This window comes from Alcanivorax sp. IL2 (genome assembly GCF_047495475.1).
Taxonomy (GTDB): domain Bacteria; phylum Pseudomonadota; class Gammaproteobacteria; order Pseudomonadales; family Alcanivoracaceae; genus Alcanivorax.
The window spans coordinates 2,837,958-2,855,514 of record NZ_CP179932.1 but is presented as its reverse complement, the minus strand read 5'-3'; the positions used below and the strand labels follow the sequence as shown (position 1 = coordinate 2,855,514).

The window sequence follows — 17,557 nt, the reverse complement described above, 5'->3', positions numbered from 1 at the left end:
GTCCTTTTGTCGGTTGCTTATTGAGTCAGAATGCCCACAATACAATAATGAAACGAAGTTTTAAAATATTGACCGCTCGGTCCGTGGCATGACATGGTTAAGTTGCCTGCAATGTGGATTCCATTGTGCGCGAGGCCTTGGGTCATGACCATGACTGGCTTATGCAGGTGAAACCGCTTTTTGCTATATTTGCGCGGTGAATACATAACTATAAGTGGAATCTATGCCCGCTGTGCCGGGGAACGGTTCCCGATCCCGAAGCCTGAAAGGAAATACAACAATGCGCAGAGCTGTTGCCGACGTGGGCACCAACGACAAAGACCGGAATTTCGTCACCGCCCTGGCGCGGGGGCTGGATATTCTCCGCTGTTTCGGTCCGTCCGATGAATACCTTGGCAACGCGGAGCTGGCCAAGCGCACCAATATCCCGCGTCCGACGGTATCGCGCATGACAGCCACCCTGACCCAGCTCGGTTACCTGCGCTATGTGCCGCAACTGGAGAAATACCGTCTTGGCCCCGGGGTGCTGGATCTGGGCTACCGTTATCTGGCCAGCGAAGGGGTGCGTGAACTGGCCCGTCCCTTTATGCAGGAGCTGGCCGATGCCACCGATTGCATGGTGGCCATCGGCGCCCCGGATGGCGCCCAGGTAACCTACATTCAGGTATGTCAGGGCAATGGCCCGCTGGTGCTGCGCCTGAACATCGGCTCCCGCGTGCCCATGGCCACCTCGGCGCTGGGGCGTGCTTTTCTGGCGGCGACTCCGGAATCCGAGCGCGAGCAATATCTCGAACAGATCCGCCGCCAGGACCCGGCGGCCTGGCCGGAACTGGAGCGCAGCCTGCAGTCCGCCTATGAGGAGTATCAGGAGTACGGTTTCTGCATTTCTGACGGCGAGTGGAACCGGGATGTGAGCGGCGTTGCCGTGCCGCTGATTCTGGATGGCGGTGCCCAGGTGGTGCCGTTCAACTGCGGCGGTTCGTCACTGCGTCTCAGCCGCCGTACCCTGATTGAAAACCTGGGGCCCAGACTCAAGGATGTGGTGGCTCAGGTAGAACAGATGGTGCAAGGGCGGGCCTGATCCCGCTTCTGCCGAGGACAATACATGTCAGCAGTACCGCCGTCCGCGTTTTCCATGGAAGACGCCAATGCGCGTTTCAATAATGGTTTCCCCGCCCTGGTCGGGCTGCATTTTCTGGAATGGCAAGAAGACCGGGCGGTACTGGGGCTTCAGGTACGTCAGGAACATCTGAACCTGGGCGGCGTCATTCATGGCGGTGTACTGGCGACGCTGATGGATGTGGCCGGTGCCTGCGCCGGCACCTATTGCCCCTATCCCGAGCGCGTCCGCAAGGCGGTTACCCTGTCCATGACTACCACCTTTACCGGGCAGGCTGGTGAAGGCTTGATCCGTGCCATCGGCACACGTCGAGCCGGGGGTTCCAGAATCTATAACAGCACCATGGAAGTGTTCGATCAGCAGGGGCAGTTACTGGCCATCGGCGAGGGCACGTTCCGGTTGCGGTCGAGTAGTGCGGGGCCGGATGGCGAGCCGGTCTGAGGCGAGCTACACTTGTTGTATAAGGAACGACTGAGCGGTTCTCTGGATTTCTACGAAGCCGCTGTAGGAACGGAGCGTAGCGGAGTAACGCACGTAGTTCTGTGCGGCCCGAAGGGTGAGCGAAGCGAATACCTATGCTTGCCCCCCAAGGGATCTACGACATGCGAACCGAGCGTAGCGAGGCGGCAAAGATCAAAGTCTGTCCGCAGTGTTTTCTGGAAGCTGCCGGGCACTGATAGTCCTGATCGCCCTACGGACGATTCCCGCGCAAGCGCGGTTCGCCATGCAAGCATAGCTCCTACATGAAAGGCCTTAATGCTCCGCCGGCTGCAGGCTGATTCGCAGCATCCCCTGACGATCATCGAATAACTGTACATCCACATTGTTGCGATGTTCGCTGGGCAGTACTGCCAGTGGCACAGGTAGCGATAGCTGGCTGGGGCCGGGCAGGATGGCCTTGATGTTGCCGGCAATGATGTTGGTCAGTTCGGTGAGTGCGTCGACCACATCTTCACCGGTCACCGCGTCATCTTCTTTCCTGAACATCTGGCCGGCGATTCGTTGGCCCAAGTTTTCGCAGGTGCTGACGGTAACGCTACCTTTCCACTTTCCCGAAATCGAAATCTCTGCGCCATTGTGAATCATCGGTGGCGGGCCGCTCTGGGCGCGCACCGGAATTTTGAGAAAATCGCTGAGCACATTGGCGCCGATACGGGAAATTTTCTGTGACAGCATGGCGGGTTGTGATGACATATCCATGTGAGCACCTTCACGCGGGTTGGTAAAAAGGGCGGTGACTTCCGGGAATCGCAGGGCCAAAGCCGGCGGTTTTTTCCAGGCTTTCGGTGGAGCCAAGCAGCAGGTAACCGTCATTGGCGGTATGTTTGCGCACTCGGCCCAGTACCCGCTGGCGGTCCTCCATGGAAAAGTACAGCAGCACATTGCGCAGTAAGACGATGTCGAACACGGGCAGGTCCTCCGGCCATTCCCGCACCAGATTGATTTTCTGAAAGCTGATTCGCTCGCGGATTGCCGGTTTGACCTGCCAATCCAGGCCCTGCTGCTCGAAATAGAGCGCCATGTTGCGGGCGGGCAGTCCCCGGTTCATTTCGTTGAGGCCGTAACAGCCCTGTTGTGCCTTGTTCAGTGCGGACTGGGAGAAATCGCTGGCGATCAGGGTGACCTGCCAGTCTTTCAATTGCGGGAAGTGTTGGTCCAGCAGCATGGCCACGCTATAGGCTTCCTGACCGGTGCTGCAGGCGGCGCTCCAGATACGCAAGGTCTTGTCGCGCCGCCGTTTTTCCAGCAGGGCAGGGATCATGGTGTCCAGAAAGCTCTGGCTGAGAATCGGGTCGCGGAAAAAATAGGTTTCGTTGATTGCCATGGCTTCCACCAGCTCTGTCCGCAAGGCATCGTCAGCGACAGAGGAGGCTTTTTCGATCAGCGCATTGATGTCGCCATGGGTGTGTTGCCGGGCCAGGTTCTGCAACCGGGCCTCAGCCAGGTAGACTTTATCCGGCGGCAAACTGAATGCGATCTGGTCACAGAGGAGATTGCACAGGGTTAAGTAGCTGCTCTCGTTGATACAGCTCATCCATGTACCTCGGGATCCATGGCGGCTCGCTGTCGTGCACGAAATGTGGGCCGGCCACGGTTAACCCGTCGCATAATCTCCGCCGCCATGTCCTGCAACGGGAGCTCCGCGCAGGCAAGGCCGGCCCGTGATACCACCCCGGGCATTCCCCATACCGCGCTGGTGGGTTGGTCCTGCACCAGGATCTGTGCGCCGGCCTTGGCCAGTTGGCGACAGCCTTCCAGGCCATCCTGGCCCATCCCCGTCAACACCACAGCCAGCACATTGGGACCATAGGCTTTGGCGGCGCTGGCAAACAGAATATCCACGGCGGGTCGGCAGAAATTCACCGGCTCGCTGCGCTGGGGAGCGACCAGGGTGTTGTCGCCAACCTTATCCACGGTCATGTGATAGTCACCGGCGGCCAGCCAGACCTGGCCCGGTTCGGCACGCTGGCTACTGTCGCATTCAGCCACGCTTAACGATGCGTTCTGGTTCAGGCGTGTGGCCAGGGCGCGGGTAAACACCGCCGGCATGTGCTGCACCACCAGAATGGGAACGGGGAAATCACCGGGCAGGGCCGGGATCAGTTGGCCCAGGGCGCGTGGCCCGCCCATGGAGGCACCAATCACTACCAGATCTACCCGCGATGGAATGCGATGATGCTGGAGCTGTGAGGCTACCGGCCGGGGCTGAGGGGTCGGAGTCACTGACGGCTTGCTGTCCCGTCGCAACAGGGTTTTGATTTTTCCCAGCAGGCTGTTCTTTATGTAGTCCCGCGCTTCGGCGGCAGTGCCTACCATGGCGGGTTTGGGCACATAGTCGCTGGCACCCAGGGACAGGGCCTCAATGGTTACCATGGCGCCGCGCTCGGTAATGGAGCTGAATACCAGCACTGGAAGTTCAGGGCGGCTTACCTTCAGTTCCTTGAGCATTTCCAGCCCGCCCATACCGGGCATTTCCACATCCAGGATCAGCAGATCCGCTTCTACCCGTTGCAGACGATCGAGGCCCTGGCGTCCATCGCAAGCCGTGCCCACCACAACGATGTCAGGATCTTCTTCCAGAATCTGGGTGAGGATATGCCGCACGGCGGCGGTATCATCCACCAGAAAGACACGAATGTTGCTCATGCTTTCTCTGCTCTGTGCAGCCCCATCATTTCCAGCTTGCAGGCAAGGGCCTCCGAGGAAAACGGTTTCATCAGGTATTCATCGGCGCCGGCGGTCAGGGCCTCCACCATCTGGCCCACTTCCGCTTCACTGGTAACCACCAGTAATTTCATATTGCTATAGCAATGCTGCTGTCGCACTGCGCGGATAAATTCCAGGCCGTTCATGACCGGCATGTTCCAGTCCACCAGGGCCAGGGAGGGGATGCTGTCATCCCCCTCCAGCAGGGTGATGGCCTGCTGGCCATCACCGGCTTCGGTAGTTTCATAACCCAACTGCTGAAGCAGGTCGCCCAGGATCAGGCGCATGGCCCGGGAGTCATCAATGACCAGTGCTTGTGTAGTCGTCATGATTTTGCTCCCTCATTATTTCTGGTTGTCCGCGCGTCCGGTGCGCTCTGCATCCACCACCAGGGTCTGCAGGTCTGCGGCCAGTTTGGCCAGATCCGTGGCTGCCTGACGCATGCTGTCCACGCCGGCATTGGTGCTTTTCGCCGCTTCGGCAACGCCACCGATATTACCGGCCACTTCGTTGGTGCCCTTGGCGGCGTCGGCGACACGACGGCCCATTTCGTTAGTGGTGATGGTCTGTTCTTCCACCGCGGAGGCAATGGAACCCTGAACCTGGCTGATGTGGTGAATGACCTCGCTGATACGGGCGATGCCTTCGATGGCGCCTTTCACATCCACCTGGATGGCCTCGATCTTCTGGCCGATGTCTTCGGTGGCGCGACCGGTTTCCTTGGCCAGTTCCTTCACTTCATTGGCGACCACGGCAAAGCCTCGACCGGCATCCCCGGCACGGGCAGCCTCAATGGTGGCATTGAGTGCCAACAAGTTGGTTTGCTGGGCAATGCCGGTAATTACCTTGATCACCTTGCCGATCTCCGCGCTGCTGGTGCCCAGGCTGCTGATGGTGGTGTTGGTGCCTTCGGCAATGCTCACTGCCTCGTCGGCCACGCGGGCGGCGTCGGTGGCGTTCTTGGCGATTTCCTTGATGCTGGCACCCATTTCCTCGATACCACTGGATACTGCCTGCACGTTTTCGTTGATGTCTTCGGCGGTGCGAACCGCGGAATTGGCCTGGCTACTGGTAACGCCGGCGTTGGAACCCATCTGGTCACTGGTGGCAATCATTTCCTCGGAGGAGGTGGCCAGCACTTCCACGGTGCCGCGAATACGTTCTTCCAGCAGCACTTTCTCGGTGATGATTTCCCAGGTGAGCATGGGGCCCACGTAGTTGCCTTCCGCGTCGTAGATCGCGTTTACCAGCAGGTCAGCTTTCTCGTCACCAATATTGATGCGTGCACGATAAGGCAGGTTGGTGGGATCGGACAGAATGCGGCGCTGGTGCTCTGGCTGTTTGTGGAAAACATCAATGTTGGCGCCCAGCAGTTCGCTGGCCTTGATCGGCAGGTAGGATTCCAGCTTTTCCATGGTGGCGGTGGCGGCCGGGTTCAGGTAGATGATTTTCAAATCCCGGTCACAGAGGAAAACATTGGTGGGCATCTGGTCCACCATGTTCATCACACGCCGGAATTCGTTCTCCTGGCGCAGCTCCGTGGTCACGTCTTCCCAGCAAACGGTGTAGCCGATGATTTTTTCTTCCGAGCTAATCACCGCATTGATGCGGGTGCGCAGGGTCACGCCACCGAAGTTGAAGTCGGCGGAGTGAGGCATGGCCTTGGGATCGCGGAGGATGGTTTCCACCCGTTTCGGGTCGCGGTGAAAGCGGTGGATATGGCCGTTGAGGATGTCCTCGATTTTGACCCCGAAGGTTTTGAAAATCGGTTGTGCAATAGTCGACAGGGTTTCTGCGGCACGGGGGTTGATGTAAACGATGTTGAGGTTGGTATCAGCGACAAACACGTTGGCTTGCAGGCTGGCCATGGTGCTTTTTACGCCTTCCAGGCTGTCGGTGACGGACTTGCTGGTATCCACATCGCGAAGAGCGCTGTCGCTATGGGTCGGCTGGCTGCTGCCGTTGGTTGTGTCTGTGGCGTTTTCGTTCACGATGTCCCCCTTCAATGGCGCAACGGTATTCATGATGGTATCGATGTGGCCAGACTCCACACCCAGAGACTCCAGTGTCTCTTTCAGGTGAACGGCGACCCTGTCGAAGTTTCTGGCGGTGATGTGCAGGTTCTTGTGGGCGTCGGCCATGGACGGCCCCTGATAAATCTTCGGCCCGCCCAGGGCCTGAGTGAAGAACTGCACCTGGGATTCTTCCAGGCCTTTGCGCTGTTTGTGGCGGAAGTAGGGGGCCAGGGCCTGATCACTCAGCACCCGGTTGTAAAACTCGGTTACCACGGCGCGGACAGCGGCTTCGCCACCTACCTGGCTATAGAGAGAGTTGTCGTTTGCGTGATCCAGATTATCTGTCATTGCTGTCTATCCCCGTGTCTTGTTATTGCAATACTGCGTGTGACGCGCGACTGGCTGAGCGGCTGCACAGTTCGTCCGCCAGCAGGGTGTCCAGGTCCAGTAACAGATAAAGCGTGCCCTGGACCGGGAAGACGCCGCGCATGAATTTTCGTGGTGCCCCCTTGAGTGTTTCCGGTGGTGGTTCGATCTCTTCTGGCTGCACGCTGACAATGTCACCGATGCAGTCCACCATCAGGCCCACCTGTTCGCCGCCGTGATTGATGACGATGTTGATGGTGTCTTCTTCATCGCTTTCGCCGGGCAACCGCAGCACCTTGCGCAGGGCGATGGCCGGCACGATACGTCCGCGGATATTCATCAGCCCGAGTACCCCGGGAGGCGCCAGCGGAATATCAGTAATCTGGTGGTTGGCGAGCACTTCCTGAACATTGTCGACCACCACGCCGTAATGCTTTCCCGCAACGGAGAACGTGCAGATCAGTTGTTTAGTGTCCATTGCTGTCCTCACTTCGGTGCTTGCCATGGAGCTGGCTGAACAGGGCTTCACAATCGATAAAGTCCGTCACATGGCCTTGCAGGATGCCAGCGCCAAGAATGCCTTCGGTCTGGGCGCTCTGTTGTATGGCGGCTTCGTCGTCACTGACGATATCGATGATGTCGTTGACCACCAGGCCCACTTCACCGAAGTCGGTGGGTTGCACCACAATGCGGATAATCTCTTGGTCAGAGGGAGTGCTGCGGTTGGCGTCGCCAAGACGAATCAGCGGCAGAATGCCACCGCGATACTGAATCACTTCCCGGCCGGCTGAGTATTCGATCAGATCGGTACTGATTTCCTCCAGGCGTGACACTCTCGACAGGGCAATGGCAGAGCGGCCAGTACTGTCATCCGGGCGTACCAGCAGGTAGCTCTCGGCGGCGCGAATGGGTTTGGCTTCAGCGTCTAGTGGGTTTTCCAGCTGGCGCAGTTTGCGCTCGTGGCGGGTAACGCCAGCAAAGTCGGCAGTGGACTTAACATCCAGAATCAACGCTACTCGACCATCACCCATGATGGTGGCGCCGGCAAAGCAGGGGTTGTCCTTGAGGAGTCTACCCAGGGGTTTGACCACGATTTCTTCCGTATCGCGAACGTCGTCCACCAGCAGTCCAAATTCCTGCTGGTCGGCGGTGAGCACCAGAATGAACTGATCTTTATGGGTTTCCTTGTCGCCCATCTGCATCAGCGAGCGCATGTCGACCAGCGGCAGCAGTCTGCCGCGAAGCCGATAGACCAGGGCGTCGTGGACTGTCTCGATATCCTTTTCGAGACGGTCGGCTTCCACGTAGACCACTTCCATCAGGTTCACCTGGGGAATGGCGAAACGCTGATGGAGGCAACGCACGATCAAAGCCGGGACAATGGCGAGGGTGAGCGGGATTTTCAGTTTCAGTGTCGTACCACGGCCGGGGATGCTCTTGATATCAATGGACCCGCCGATGCGCTCCACATTGGTTCGCACCACATCCAGGCCCACGCCGCGGCCTGACAGGTCGCTGACAGTGTCTGCAGTGGAAAAGCCGGGTTCGAATATATAGCGGATCTTTTCCTGTTCGGTGAGCTGTTCCGCCTGCTCCGGGCGCACCAGACCGACCTCCATGGCTCGCCGGATAATTTTGTCACTGTCCAGCCCGGCGCCATCGTCGCTGACCTCTACGGTGACGTTGCCACTTTCGTGATAGGCGCTCATGGTCAGGGTGCCGGTTTCCGGTTTGCCTCTGGCGCGACGATGTTCCGGCGTCTCGATGCCATGATCGACGGCGTTGCGAACCAGGTGGATGAGGGGGTCACGGATCGCTTCCAGCAAACTGCGGTCCAGCTCGGTATCGCCCCCTTTGAGGATCGGGGTAACCCGTTTCCCGGTTTTTCTTTCCAGATCCAGAAGCAGACGAGGGTAGGTGGACCAGGCATTGCGGATCGGCTGCATGCGGGTTTGCATCAGCCCTTCCTGCAGCTCACTGGTGACCATATTCAGGCGTTGGGACAGGTTAACCAGTTGAGCATCGTTCTGGTTGGCGGTGTGCTGCAAAAGCTGGTTGCGGGTGAGTACCAGCTCGCCTACCACATTCATCAGCTTGTCCAGCAGCATGACATCCACACGTACGGTGGTATCGCTCTTTCCTGCCTGTTGCTGGCTGGTGATTTCCGGCTCCGCTTTTTCCGGCGAGGAATGGTCGCTCGTCGGCATGACATTCTGTTCGCTGGTTACCGCTGGGTTTGTATGCTCAGGCTTCGCCGGTTCAGTGGGGGGCTGTGTGATTTGAGATGGACTGGCGGCAGCCTCATTTTCCGTGCGGGTGGGGATCAGTGCATGTAAGCGGTCGATCAAGGCCTGTGGTGCCGGGTCTCCGTCTTTACCATCATTGTGAATACGCTTGAGGAAAACACGGATTTCATCCACCCCGTCCAGTAGCGCGGTGGCATGCGGAAGATCCATGTGTTGATCTCCGTCGCGCATGGCGCCGAGAATATCTTCCAGAGCATGGCTTAGGGTCTCCAGCTGCGTGAAGCCGAAAAAACCGCAGGTGCCCTTGATGGTATGGATTGCCCGGAAGGCGCTGGCAATACGCTCACTGTCATGGGGTAAGCGCTCCAGTGCCACGATATCCTGTTCCAGTTGCCCCAGATTTTCGTCACTTTCGATCAGAAAACTTTGCAGTGCCTTGTCGTTTTCCTGCATTGGGCCTTCTCCCCCTTGAACCTGTCATGCGTTGTTATTGGTATCGACGTTGCTGTTCAGCCGGCGGCGAGTTTGCGCAATGAAGCCAGTCGTAAGATGGAACGCAGATCGGCGTCATGCGGAGGTTTGACAAGATAGTTGTCACACCCGGCCTGGCGACCGGCCAGGTGAGCTTCTGCGGAGGTCATGCTGGAAAGCATGGCGATGCGGGCCGGGCTGCCTTTCTGGCGCAGGGCGCTGCAGGCTTCCAGGCCGCCCATTACCGGCATCTCCACATCGAGGAAGATCAGATCAAAGGGGCGTTTTTCGGCGCACGCCAGTGCCTGGCTACCGTCAGCGGCCTGGGCGATGTCCAGGTCGTAGGAGCCGGCGGCCAGTTCGTGCAATTTGGCGGTGATAAGGCTTCGGATGGCGGTGCTGTCGTCCACCACCAGGATGTTGAGTCTATCCATGACCCTTCCCCGTGTAGCTGCTACTTCCATTCTGTTCCCCGGATCCCGGTTTATACCGTTAAAGCAGCGCGGGCTGCTTCCCCCCTTAGAACAGGCGCAACTATTTTTATATATGCAGAATATGGAAATGAAAGTGAGGAGGGACGAACGGTGCCGTTTCGTCGATGTTCGCCCGGTACCTTATTGGTATGCTTTTTTCCAAATCTGCTTCACAAAAAATGGCCATGCCCTTGGTAGGGGAATAAGTACCATGGTTCATTTCACGCAAGCTTCACGTAGGGGATAAACGAAAACCGGGGGGCGACGAACGGGCCTCGGAAGAGGAGAAATAGTGTTGCGGGGAAGGAAGAGCAATCTGCCAGGCCCACCCGGGGCCCGACAGATTGAAAGCCGGATCAGTGGTCTGGTGTTTCCTTCGGCTTGCCATTCAGCGGAACGCCAGCGAGCTTGCGGACGACCACATAGAACAGCGGAATAAAGAAAATCGCCAGCACCGTAGCGGTGAGCATGCCACCGAATACCCCGGTACCAATGGCGTTACGGGCGCCGGCGCCAGCGCCGGTGCTGATCATCAGCGGGGTAACCCCGAGCATGAAGGCCAGTGAGGTCATCAGGATGGGCCGTAGCCTCATACGCACCGCTTCCAGGGTGGCCTTGACCAGATGCTCGCCTTTCTGTTCCAACTCCAGGGCAAATTCCGCAATCAGAATGGCGTTCTTCGCCGATAGCCCGATGGTGGTTAGCAGACCTACCTGGAAGAACACATCGTTTTCCAGGCCACGGAAAGTGGCGGCCAGCACGGCACCGATCACGCCGAGCGGGACCACCAGCATGACGGCGAAGGGAATGGACCAGCTCTCGTAGAGCGCCGCCAGGCACAGGAACACCACCAGCAGGGAAATCGCATACAGGGCAGGCGCCTGATCGCCGGACTGGCGCTCTTGATATGAGAGACCGGTCCACTCGGAGCCGAACCCGGCTGGCAGCTTGGCGGTCAGTTCTTCCATGGCATCCATGGCGTCACCGGTACTGTAGCCGGGTGCCGCGTTGCCCTGAATGTTCACCGAGGAAACGCCGTTGTAACGCTCCAGTTTGGGTGACCCGTAGGTCCAGTGGCCGGTGGCAAAGGCGGAGAAAGGCACCATTTCGCCCTGATTGTTGCGCACATACCAGTCATCAATGTTTTCCGGCAGCATGCGATAGGGCGCGTCAGCCTGCACATACACCCGTTTCACCCGGCCCCGGTCGACAAAGTTATTCACATAGCTCGAGCCCCAGGCAATCTGCAGGGTGCTGTTGATATCGCTGATACTGAGCCCCAACGCCTTGGCTTTCTGTTGGTCGATGTCCAGTTGATATTGCGGGCTGTCTTCCAGGCCATTGGGGCGCACGCCGGCAAGACGAGGGTCCTGGCTGGCCATGCCCAGTAACTGGTTACGGGCCTGGATCAGCGCTTCATGACCGCGACCGGCCTGATCCAGAAGCTGAAAGTCAAAGCCGCTGGCGTTACCCAGTTCGGGGATCGAGGGCGGGTTGAGGGCAAAGATCATGGCTTCACGAATGCTGGCGAAGAAGCCCATGGAGCGGCCCACCACCTGGTTGACGCCATCCGTTTCCAGATTCCGTTCGGACCAGTCCTTCAGGTTGACGAACGCCAGCCCGGCATTCTGGCCCTGGCCGGTAAAGCTGAAACCGGCCACGGTGAACAGGCCATCCACGGCGGAGGTTTCCTCGTTGAGGTAGTAATTCTCCATCTTCTTCAGCACGTCCACGGTCTGCTCCTGGGTGGAGCCGGCCGGCAGCGTGACCAGGGTAAACATCATGCCCTGATCCTCTTCCGGCAAGAAGCTGGAGGGCAGGCGCATGAAGGAAAAGCCCAGCACACCGACAATCACCACATAGATCGCCAGGTAACGCCCGCGGCGGCCCAGTATTTTTTCCACCCGACCCTGGTAGGCCAGGCTGCTGCGATCGAAAGTGCGGTTAAACCAGCCGAAGAAACCCTTGTTGGTCTGGTGCTCTGCATCCTTGGCCTTGAGCATGGTGGCACACAGGGCGGGGGTGAGGATCAGGGCAACCAGCACGGACAGCACCATGGCGGACACAATGGTGATCGAGAACTGCCGGTAAATCGCCCCGGTGGAGCCGGGGAAGAACGCCATGGGGATAAATACCGCTGACAGTACCAGGGCAATACCCACCAGGGCGCCGGTGATCTGGCCCATGGATTTGCGGGTGGCTTCCTTGGGGGGCAAGCCTTCTTCGTGCATGACCCGTTCCACGTTTTCCACCACCACGATGGCATCGTCCACCAGCAGACCAATAGCCAGCACCATGCCGAACATGGTCAGGGTGTTAATGGAGAAACCAAAGGCTGCCAATACACCGAAGGTGCCGAGCAGTACTACCGGCACCGCAATGGTGGGAATCAGGGTGGCGCGGAAGTTCTGCAGGAACAGGTACATCACCAGGAACACCAGCACGATGGCTTCGAACAGGGTATGTACCACTTCCTCAATGGAGATCTCCACGAACGGGGTGGTGTCGTAGGGGTAATCCATCTCCATCTTGTCGGGGAAGAAGGGCTTCAATTCTTCCAGGCGAGCGCGCACCGCATCCGCGGTATCCAGCGCGTTGGCGCCGGAGGCCAGGCTGATCGCCAGGCCGGCGGCAGGCTGGCCGTTATAGCGCCCCACCACATCGTAGTTCTGTGCGGCCAGTTCCACCCGAGCCACATCCCGCAGGAACACCTGGGATCCATCCGGGTTTACTTTGAGCAGGATGTTCTGGAACTGTTCGGTACTTTGCAGGCGCGTCTGGGCAATGATGTTGGCATTGAGCTGCTGGCCTTCCACTGCAGGGGCGCCACCCAACTGGCCACTGGCCACCTGGTTGTTCTGTACCTGAACCGTCTGGGTAATGTCCTGGGGCGTCAGGTCGTATTTGTTCAGTTTGTTCGGGTCCAGCCAGATACGCATGGCGTAGGGGGAGCCGAACAGCTGGATCTTGCCGACACCCGGTACCCGGCTGATCGGATCCTGCACATTGGAGGCCACATAGTCGGCCAGATCGGCCCGGCTGAGGCTGCCGTCCTCGGAGGAAAAGGACACCACCATCAGGAAGGAATCCGAGGATTTGCTTACCTGGAGACCCTGTTGCTGCACTTCCTGGGGGAGTAGGGGGGTGGCCAGTTGCAACTTGTTCTGCACCTGAACCTGGGCGATATCCGCGTCGGTACCCGGTGCGAATGTCAGCGTGATCTGGGCGTTGCCGAAGGAATCGCTGCTGGAGCCGATGTAGAGCAGGTTATCGATGCCACTCATCTGCTGCTCGATCACCTGGGTGACCGAGTCTTCCACGGTTTTTGCCGAGGCGCCGGGATAGTTACCGGCAATGGTCACCGCTGGCGGGGCCACTGCCGGGTACTGTTCCACCGGCAGGGTATAAATAGCCAGGGCACCCGCCATCATCATGATGATGGCGATAACCCAGGCAAAAATCGGGCGGTCAATAAAGAATCTGGCCATGGTATTCCCGTTTCTCGTTACGTCGCGTTATTGCGCTGCGCTTTGATCCCCGCCTTGAGTGGCGGGGGCCTGGGATGCTTGAGCCTGCTGTTCGGTATCCACGGGACTAACCGGAATGCCGGGCTGGATTTTTTGCAGCCCATCCACGATCAACCGGTCTCCGTCTTTCAGGCCGCTGGCGATCAGCCACTGACTACCCACGGCGCGTTCGGTGACCACGTTCACCTTTTTTACCGTGTTGTTGTCGTCGATGAGCATGGCGCTGGCCTGGCCGGTGGGGTCACGGGTAATGCCTTTCTGGGGAACCAGAATGGCATCTTCTCGCTGGCCCTCGGGCAGGCGACCGCGGACAAACATGCCCGGTAGCAGGTCGCCATCCGGGTTGGGGAAGAGTGCGCGCAGGGTCACCGAGCCGGTGCTTTCGTCCACCGCATACTCGGAGAACTGCAGCGCGCCGGGTTTGCTGTACTGGCTGCCGTCTTCCAGGATCAGGGTGATACGCGCTTCATCGTCGCTGACCTGCTGCAGTTCGCCGGCTTCCATGGCCTGGCGCAGGCGACGCAGCTCGATGCTGGACTGGGTCAGATCCACATAGATAGGGTCCAGCTGGCGGATGGTCGCCAGGGCATTGGCCTGGTTGGCGGTGACCAGTGCGCCGGCCGTCACGGTGGATCGCCCGATGCGGCCGCTGATCGGCGCCTCGATGGTGGCGTAATCCAGGTTGATCTGTGCGCTTTGCAGATTGGCTCGGGCGGCGGCTACAGCGGCCTTGTTTTCATCCAGGGCGGCTTTGGCTTCGTCATATTCCTGCTGGCTGACAGAGCGGCGCTCCAGCAGCGTCTTGAAGCGTTCCACACGCAGGGTGTTGGAGTTCAGGGTGGCCTGGGCCCGGGCAAGCTCCGCCCGGGCAGACGCTACGGTTGCCTGGTAGGTGCGTGAATCGATCTTGTAGAGAGGTTGCCCGGCTTCGACTTTCTGGCCTTCTTCGAACAGGCGCTTTTCGATCACGCCGCTTACCTGCGGGCGCACTTCAGCAATCTGGTGAGCGGTGGTGCGCCCGGGCAGCTCCCGGCTAAGGGTGGTGGATTTGGCCTTTACCGTAATAAAGCCAACCTGCGGGGCCTGTTGCTGTTGTTGCTGGCCGGCCTGGTCAGCGTCACTGCAACCGGCAAGCTGCAGGGCAAGGGCGCCCGCCAGAAGGGAGAGAATCAAACCGCTGCGCATAATCACCTCTGTTTTCAATACACGCCGTCAGGCACCGACTCGACGAAGGGGCGGTGCTTGCAGGAAATATGAATCAGGTTCAGTATATACATTCAGCAATGTATGTATAGGCCCGAAAGTGAAATCCATTCAATTTTCTTGAGTCCATTAAGAGTCTTCCATGGTCAGGCGAACAAAGGCAGAAGCGCTGCAAACCCGGGCTCAGATCCTGGATGCCGCCGAGCAGGTTTTTCACCGTAAAGGGGTACTGTCCGCCTCTTTAAAAGATATTGCCAGTGAGGCGGGGGTGACGCGAGGGGCGATCTACTGGCACTTCAAGAACAAGCATGATGTGTTCATGGCCATGGTGGATCGCAGTCGCTTGCCATTCGACAGTCTGGCGGAGCGCGCAGAGGATGCCAGTGAGCCGGATCCGCTGGGTCGCCTGCGCGAGTTTATGGTCTATCTGTTACAGCAAGCGGTCTGTGATCCCGGCCAGCGGCGGCTTTTCGAGATCATGTTCCAGAAATGCGAATTTAGCGGCGAAAATGCCGATTTGCTGGATCGTCAGCGTGACGCCTGCCGAGACTCCGCCGGGCGACTGACGCGGACCTTTGCCAATGCCATCGCCCGTGGGCAACTCCCGGAAAATCTGGATAGGGTGAAATCTGTTACCTGGTTACACAGCCAGCTCACTGGCGTGATCATGTACTGGTTGCTTGATCCGCAGGTGTTGGATCTGGAGCGGGCGGCCACGGATTTTGTCGATACCTGTCTGTTTGCCCTGCAGCATTCTCCTTCCCTGCGAATGTCTCCCGAGCTGTAATTCCAAGCCACTGAATTGGCAACTGAAATACCGGTCCGCATTTCCGATAACTGGTCTGTGCAGAGCACATACCCGGTGGTATGTTTTTGGTCCCTCCTTGAGAGAATCCTCTTTTCAGCCTTTGTCAGATTTCGTTTCAAAAAACGAAACGTCATTCCAAAATAGTATTGACGACCCTCCCGAGCCATGTCAGATTGACTGGCGAGTCAACATCTTGTTTCCGCTGAAGGGCGGTGGGACCGCCGATTCCCTTCAGCATTCGCTACAGCAGCAACACAAATAAAAGGCGTTCATTGAAACGCCGCGGGAGAGCACAACATGTTTGATCGGCACTATGCGGTCTGGCCGGAGAATATGCCGCGCCACCTCAGCCTGCCGCAGACCAGCCTCTATACCAATCTGGAGGTCTCGGCCCTGCGTTATCCCCATCGGGATGCAATCAACTATTACGACAGCCCCATTACCTTTGCTGAACTCAAGCAGCAGGTGGATGCCCTTGCGGGTTATCTGCAATCGCTGGGGGTAGAGAAGGGTGACCGGGTGCTGCTGTTCATGCAGAACGCGCCTCAATTCATCATCAGCTACTACGCCATCCTCCGAGCCAATGCCATTGTGGTGCCGGTGAACCCCATGAACCGGGCTGCCGAACTGGAGCATTACCTGGAGGACACGGAAGCGGCCGTGGCCATCTGTGGCCAGGAACTGTTGCCGGCCGTGGCGCCAGTGGTGGGCATGGTGAATCTGCGCCATGTGATCGTGGCGGCCTACAGCGATTACATCACCCGTGACACGGACCTGCCGTTGCCTGCAGAGGTGGAAGCGCCGGCGGTGGCGCTGAACAATCCGGCGCACATTGCCTGGAAAGAGGCCATTGGCGCTGGTGAAACACCTGGCGAACTATTGGTAGGCCCGGACGATCTGGCGGTGTTTCCCTACAGCTCCGGGACCACCGGGGCGCCAAAGGGGTGCATGCATACCCATCGTTCGGTGATGGCCACCTGTGTGCAGGGCGGTGTCTGGAGCCACGGCACCACCGAATCGGTAACCCTGGCCACGCTGCCGTATTTCCACGTTACCGGCATGCAGGGTTCCATGAATTCGCCGATCTACGGTGGCTCGCTGATCGTGCTGATGACCCGCTGGGATCGCCGTGTGGCGGCAAAGCTGATCGAACGCTACAAGGTCAGCCGCTGGGTGAACATCGTCACCATGGCCATCGATCTGCTCTCCGATCCGGACGTGGAGAAGTACGACCTATCCTCCCTGGAGAATATCGGTGGCGGCGGGGCGGCCATGCCCGCGGCGGTCTCCGACAAACTCTTCCAGCTTACCGGCCTGCGTTACATGGAAGGCTATGGCCTGTCCGAAACCATTGCCGGTACCCATATCAATCCCACCGACAACCCCAAGTCACAGTGTCTGGGAATTCCGGTGTTCGATATTGATTCGCGCATTGTGGCGGTGGAAGAAGACGGCCAGACCGGCGCAGAACTGGGTCCCGGTGAAGTGGGGGAAATCCTCATCCATGGCCCGCAGGTGTTCCAGGGGTACTGGAAGCGCCCTCAGGAAACACAAAAGGCGTTTATCGAGCTGGATGGCAAGCGTTTCTTCCGCACCGGTGATCTGGGCTACTACGACGAAGAGGGCTATTTCTTCATCGTCGATCGGGTCAAACGAATGATCAATGCGTCCGGCTTCAAGGTCTGGCCGGCGGAGGTGGAAAGCCTGATGTACCGCCACCCGGCGATCCAGGAAAGCTGCGTGATTTCCACTCCTCACCCGCGGCGCGGTGAAACCGTGAAAGCCTGCGTGGTCCTGCGTAACGAGATGAAAGGCACGCTTACCGAGCAGGCCATCATCGATTGGTGCAAGGAAGAGATGGCCGCCTACAAGGTGCCGCAGGTGGTGGAGTTTCGCGATGAGCTGCCCCGTTCGCCCACCGGCAAGGTGATGTGGCGAGCCCTGCAGGAGCAGGAATGGGCCAGCGAGCAGGAACAGCAGGCTTGCTAGTAGGCAGGAAAAAACCCCAGTCAGCACCACAATAAAACCTACGCGGCAGCGCTACGTCGCAGGGGCTGACATAACAAAGGAAAAACGGGAAACGCGATTGCCGCTGGGCAACCGCTCCCACACACAGGAGGC

Annotated in this window: 14 protein-coding genes; 4 read left to right on the top strand and 10 right to left on the bottom strand. The window is 58.7% G+C overall.

Annotation, left to right across the window (positions count from 1 at the left end):
* Positions 1 to 280 precede the first annotated feature (280 nt).
* Together ACMG4N_RS13200 and ACMG4N_RS13195 are read left to right on the top strand one after the other, a co-directional pair.
* Entirely contained in the window at positions 281 to 1,081 is an 801-nt protein-coding gene (locus ACMG4N_RS13200) for an IclR family transcriptional regulator (RefSeq protein WP_297769007.1), read from the top strand.
* A gap of 24 nt (positions 1,082 to 1,105) precedes the next feature.
* Positions 1,106 to 1,561, top strand: coding sequence for a PaaI family thioesterase (locus tag ACMG4N_RS13195; RefSeq protein WP_297769010.1), 456 nt, complete (start codon positions 1,106 to 1,108; stop codon positions 1,559 to 1,561).
* 312 nt (positions 1,562 to 1,873) lie between these two features.
* On the opposite strand, the gene ACMG4N_RS13190 is transcribed toward ACMG4N_RS13195, so the two are convergent.
* The 10 genes from ACMG4N_RS13190 to ACMG4N_RS13145 form a co-directional block, all read right to left on the bottom strand.
* Positions 1,874 to 2,320, bottom strand: a complete 447-nt coding sequence (locus tag ACMG4N_RS13190; RefSeq protein WP_414432030.1) for a chemotaxis protein CheX — start codon at positions 2,318 to 2,320, stop codon at positions 1,874 to 1,876.
* Positions 2,321 to 2,330: 10 nt separating this feature from the next.
* Positions 2,331 to 3,155, bottom strand: a complete 825-nt coding sequence (locus ACMG4N_RS13185; protein WP_414432028.1) for a CheR family methyltransferase — start codon at positions 3,153 to 3,155, stop codon at positions 2,331 to 2,333.
* Positions 3,152 to 4,267, bottom strand: a complete 1,116-nt coding sequence (locus ACMG4N_RS13180; protein WP_414432026.1) for a protein-glutamate methylesterase/protein-glutamine glutaminase — start codon at positions 4,265 to 4,267, stop codon at positions 3,152 to 3,154. Before ACMG4N_RS13180 ends, ACMG4N_RS13185 begins: the two co-directional genes overlap by 4 nt.
* Complete coding sequence (locus tag ACMG4N_RS13175) at positions 4,264 to 4,656, bottom strand: response regulator (RefSeq protein WP_414432024.1); 393 nt, start codon at positions 4,654 to 4,656, stop codon at positions 4,264 to 4,266. Before ACMG4N_RS13175 ends, ACMG4N_RS13180 begins: the two co-directional genes overlap by 4 nt.
* Before the next feature lie 15 nt (positions 4,657 to 4,671).
* On the bottom strand, positions 4,672 to 6,690 hold the full coding sequence (locus ACMG4N_RS13170) for a methyl-accepting chemotaxis protein (RefSeq protein ID WP_414432023.1): 2,019 nt from the start codon (positions 6,688 to 6,690) through the stop codon (positions 4,672 to 4,674).
* 22 nt (positions 6,691 to 6,712) lie between these two features.
* Positions 6,713 to 7,186: a chemotaxis protein CheW gene (locus tag ACMG4N_RS13165; RefSeq protein ID WP_414432022.1), complete on the bottom strand. Its 474-nt coding sequence runs from the start codon at positions 7,184 to 7,186 to the stop codon at positions 6,713 to 6,715.
* Positions 7,176 to 9,407: a chemotaxis protein CheA gene (locus ACMG4N_RS13160; RefSeq protein WP_414432020.1), complete on the bottom strand. Its 2,232-nt coding sequence runs from the start codon at positions 9,405 to 9,407 to the stop codon at positions 7,176 to 7,178. Before ACMG4N_RS13160 ends, ACMG4N_RS13165 begins: the two co-directional genes overlap by 11 nt.
* A gap of 56 nt (positions 9,408 to 9,463) precedes the next feature.
* Entirely contained in the window at positions 9,464 to 9,859 is a 396-nt protein-coding gene (locus tag ACMG4N_RS13155) for a response regulator (protein WP_297769032.1), read from the bottom strand.
* Between the two features lie 395 nt (positions 9,860 to 10,254).
* Positions 10,255 to 13,386, bottom strand: a complete 3,132-nt coding sequence (locus tag ACMG4N_RS13150; protein ID WP_414432017.1) for an efflux RND transporter permease subunit — start codon at positions 13,384 to 13,386, stop codon at positions 10,255 to 10,257.
* Positions 13,387 to 13,413: 27 nt separating this feature from the next.
* The gene (locus ACMG4N_RS13145) at positions 13,414 to 14,610 is read right to left on the bottom strand and encodes an efflux RND transporter periplasmic adaptor subunit (protein ID WP_297769038.1); all 1,197 of its coding nucleotides are present in this window, start codon (positions 14,608 to 14,610) and stop codon (positions 13,414 to 13,416) included.
* A 160-nt stretch (positions 14,611 to 14,770) separates the two neighbouring features.
* On the opposite strand from ACMG4N_RS13145, the gene ACMG4N_RS13140 reads away from it, so the two are divergent.
* Entirely contained in the window at positions 14,771 to 15,415 is a 645-nt protein-coding gene (locus ACMG4N_RS13140) for a TetR family transcriptional regulator (protein ID WP_414432015.1), read from the top strand.
* Between the two features lie 318 nt (positions 15,416 to 15,733).
* Positions 15,734 to 17,425: a long-chain fatty acid--CoA ligase gene (locus ACMG4N_RS13135; RefSeq protein WP_414432013.1), complete on the top strand. Its 1,692-nt coding sequence runs from the start codon at positions 15,734 to 15,736 to the stop codon at positions 17,423 to 17,425.
* Positions 17,426 to 17,557: the final 132 nt, after the last annotated feature.

Bases quoted from the DNA above. Each gene is read 5' to 3' on its own strand.
- ACMG4N_RS13155 (WP_297769032.1), bottom strand. From the start codon at position 9,859: ATGGATAGACTCAACATCCTGGTGGTGGACGACAGCACCGCCATCCGA.
- ACMG4N_RS13165 (WP_414432022.1), bottom strand. From the start codon at position 7,186: ATGGACACTAAACAACTGATCTGCACGTTCTCCGTTGCGGGAAAGCAT.
- ACMG4N_RS13140 (WP_414432015.1), top strand. From the start codon at position 14,771: ATGGTCAGGCGAACAAAGGCAGAAGCGCTGCAAACCCGGGCTCAGATC.
- ACMG4N_RS13185 (WP_414432028.1), bottom strand. From the start codon at position 3,155: ATGAGCTGTATCAACGAGAGCAGCTACTTAACCCTGTGCAATCTCCTC.
- ACMG4N_RS13175 (WP_414432024.1), bottom strand. From the start codon at position 4,656: ATGACGACTACACAAGCACTGGTCATTGATGACTCCCGGGCCATGCGC.
- ACMG4N_RS13145 (WP_297769038.1), bottom strand. From the start codon at position 14,610: ATGCGCAGCGGTTTGATTCTCTCCCTTCTGGCGGGCGCCCTTGCCCTG.
- ACMG4N_RS13150 (WP_414432017.1), bottom strand. From the start codon at position 13,386: ATGGCCAGATTCTTTATTGACCGCCCGATTTTTGCCTGGGTTATCGCC.
- ACMG4N_RS13170 (WP_414432023.1), bottom strand. From the start codon at position 6,690: ATGACAGATAATCTGGATCACGCAAACGACAACTCTCTCTATAGCCAG.
- ACMG4N_RS13160 (WP_414432020.1), bottom strand. From the start codon at position 9,407: ATGCAGGAAAACGACAAGGCACTGCAAAGTTTTCTGATCGAAAGTGAC.
- ACMG4N_RS13190 (WP_414432030.1), bottom strand. From the start codon at position 2,320: ATGGATATGTCATCACAACCCGCCATGCTGTCACAGAAAATTTCCCGT.
- ACMG4N_RS13195 (WP_297769010.1), top strand. From the start codon at position 1,106: ATGTCAGCAGTACCGCCGTCCGCGTTTTCCATGGAAGACGCCAATGCG.
- ACMG4N_RS13180 (WP_414432026.1), bottom strand. From the start codon at position 4,267: ATGAGCAACATTCGTGTCTTTCTGGTGGATGATACCGCCGCCGTGCGG.
- ACMG4N_RS13200 (WP_297769007.1), top strand. From the start codon at position 281: ATGCGCAGAGCTGTTGCCGACGTGGGCACCAACGACAAAGACCGGAAT.
- ACMG4N_RS13135 (WP_414432013.1), top strand. From the start codon at position 15,734: ATGTTTGATCGGCACTATGCGGTCTGGCCGGAGAATATGCCGCGCCAC.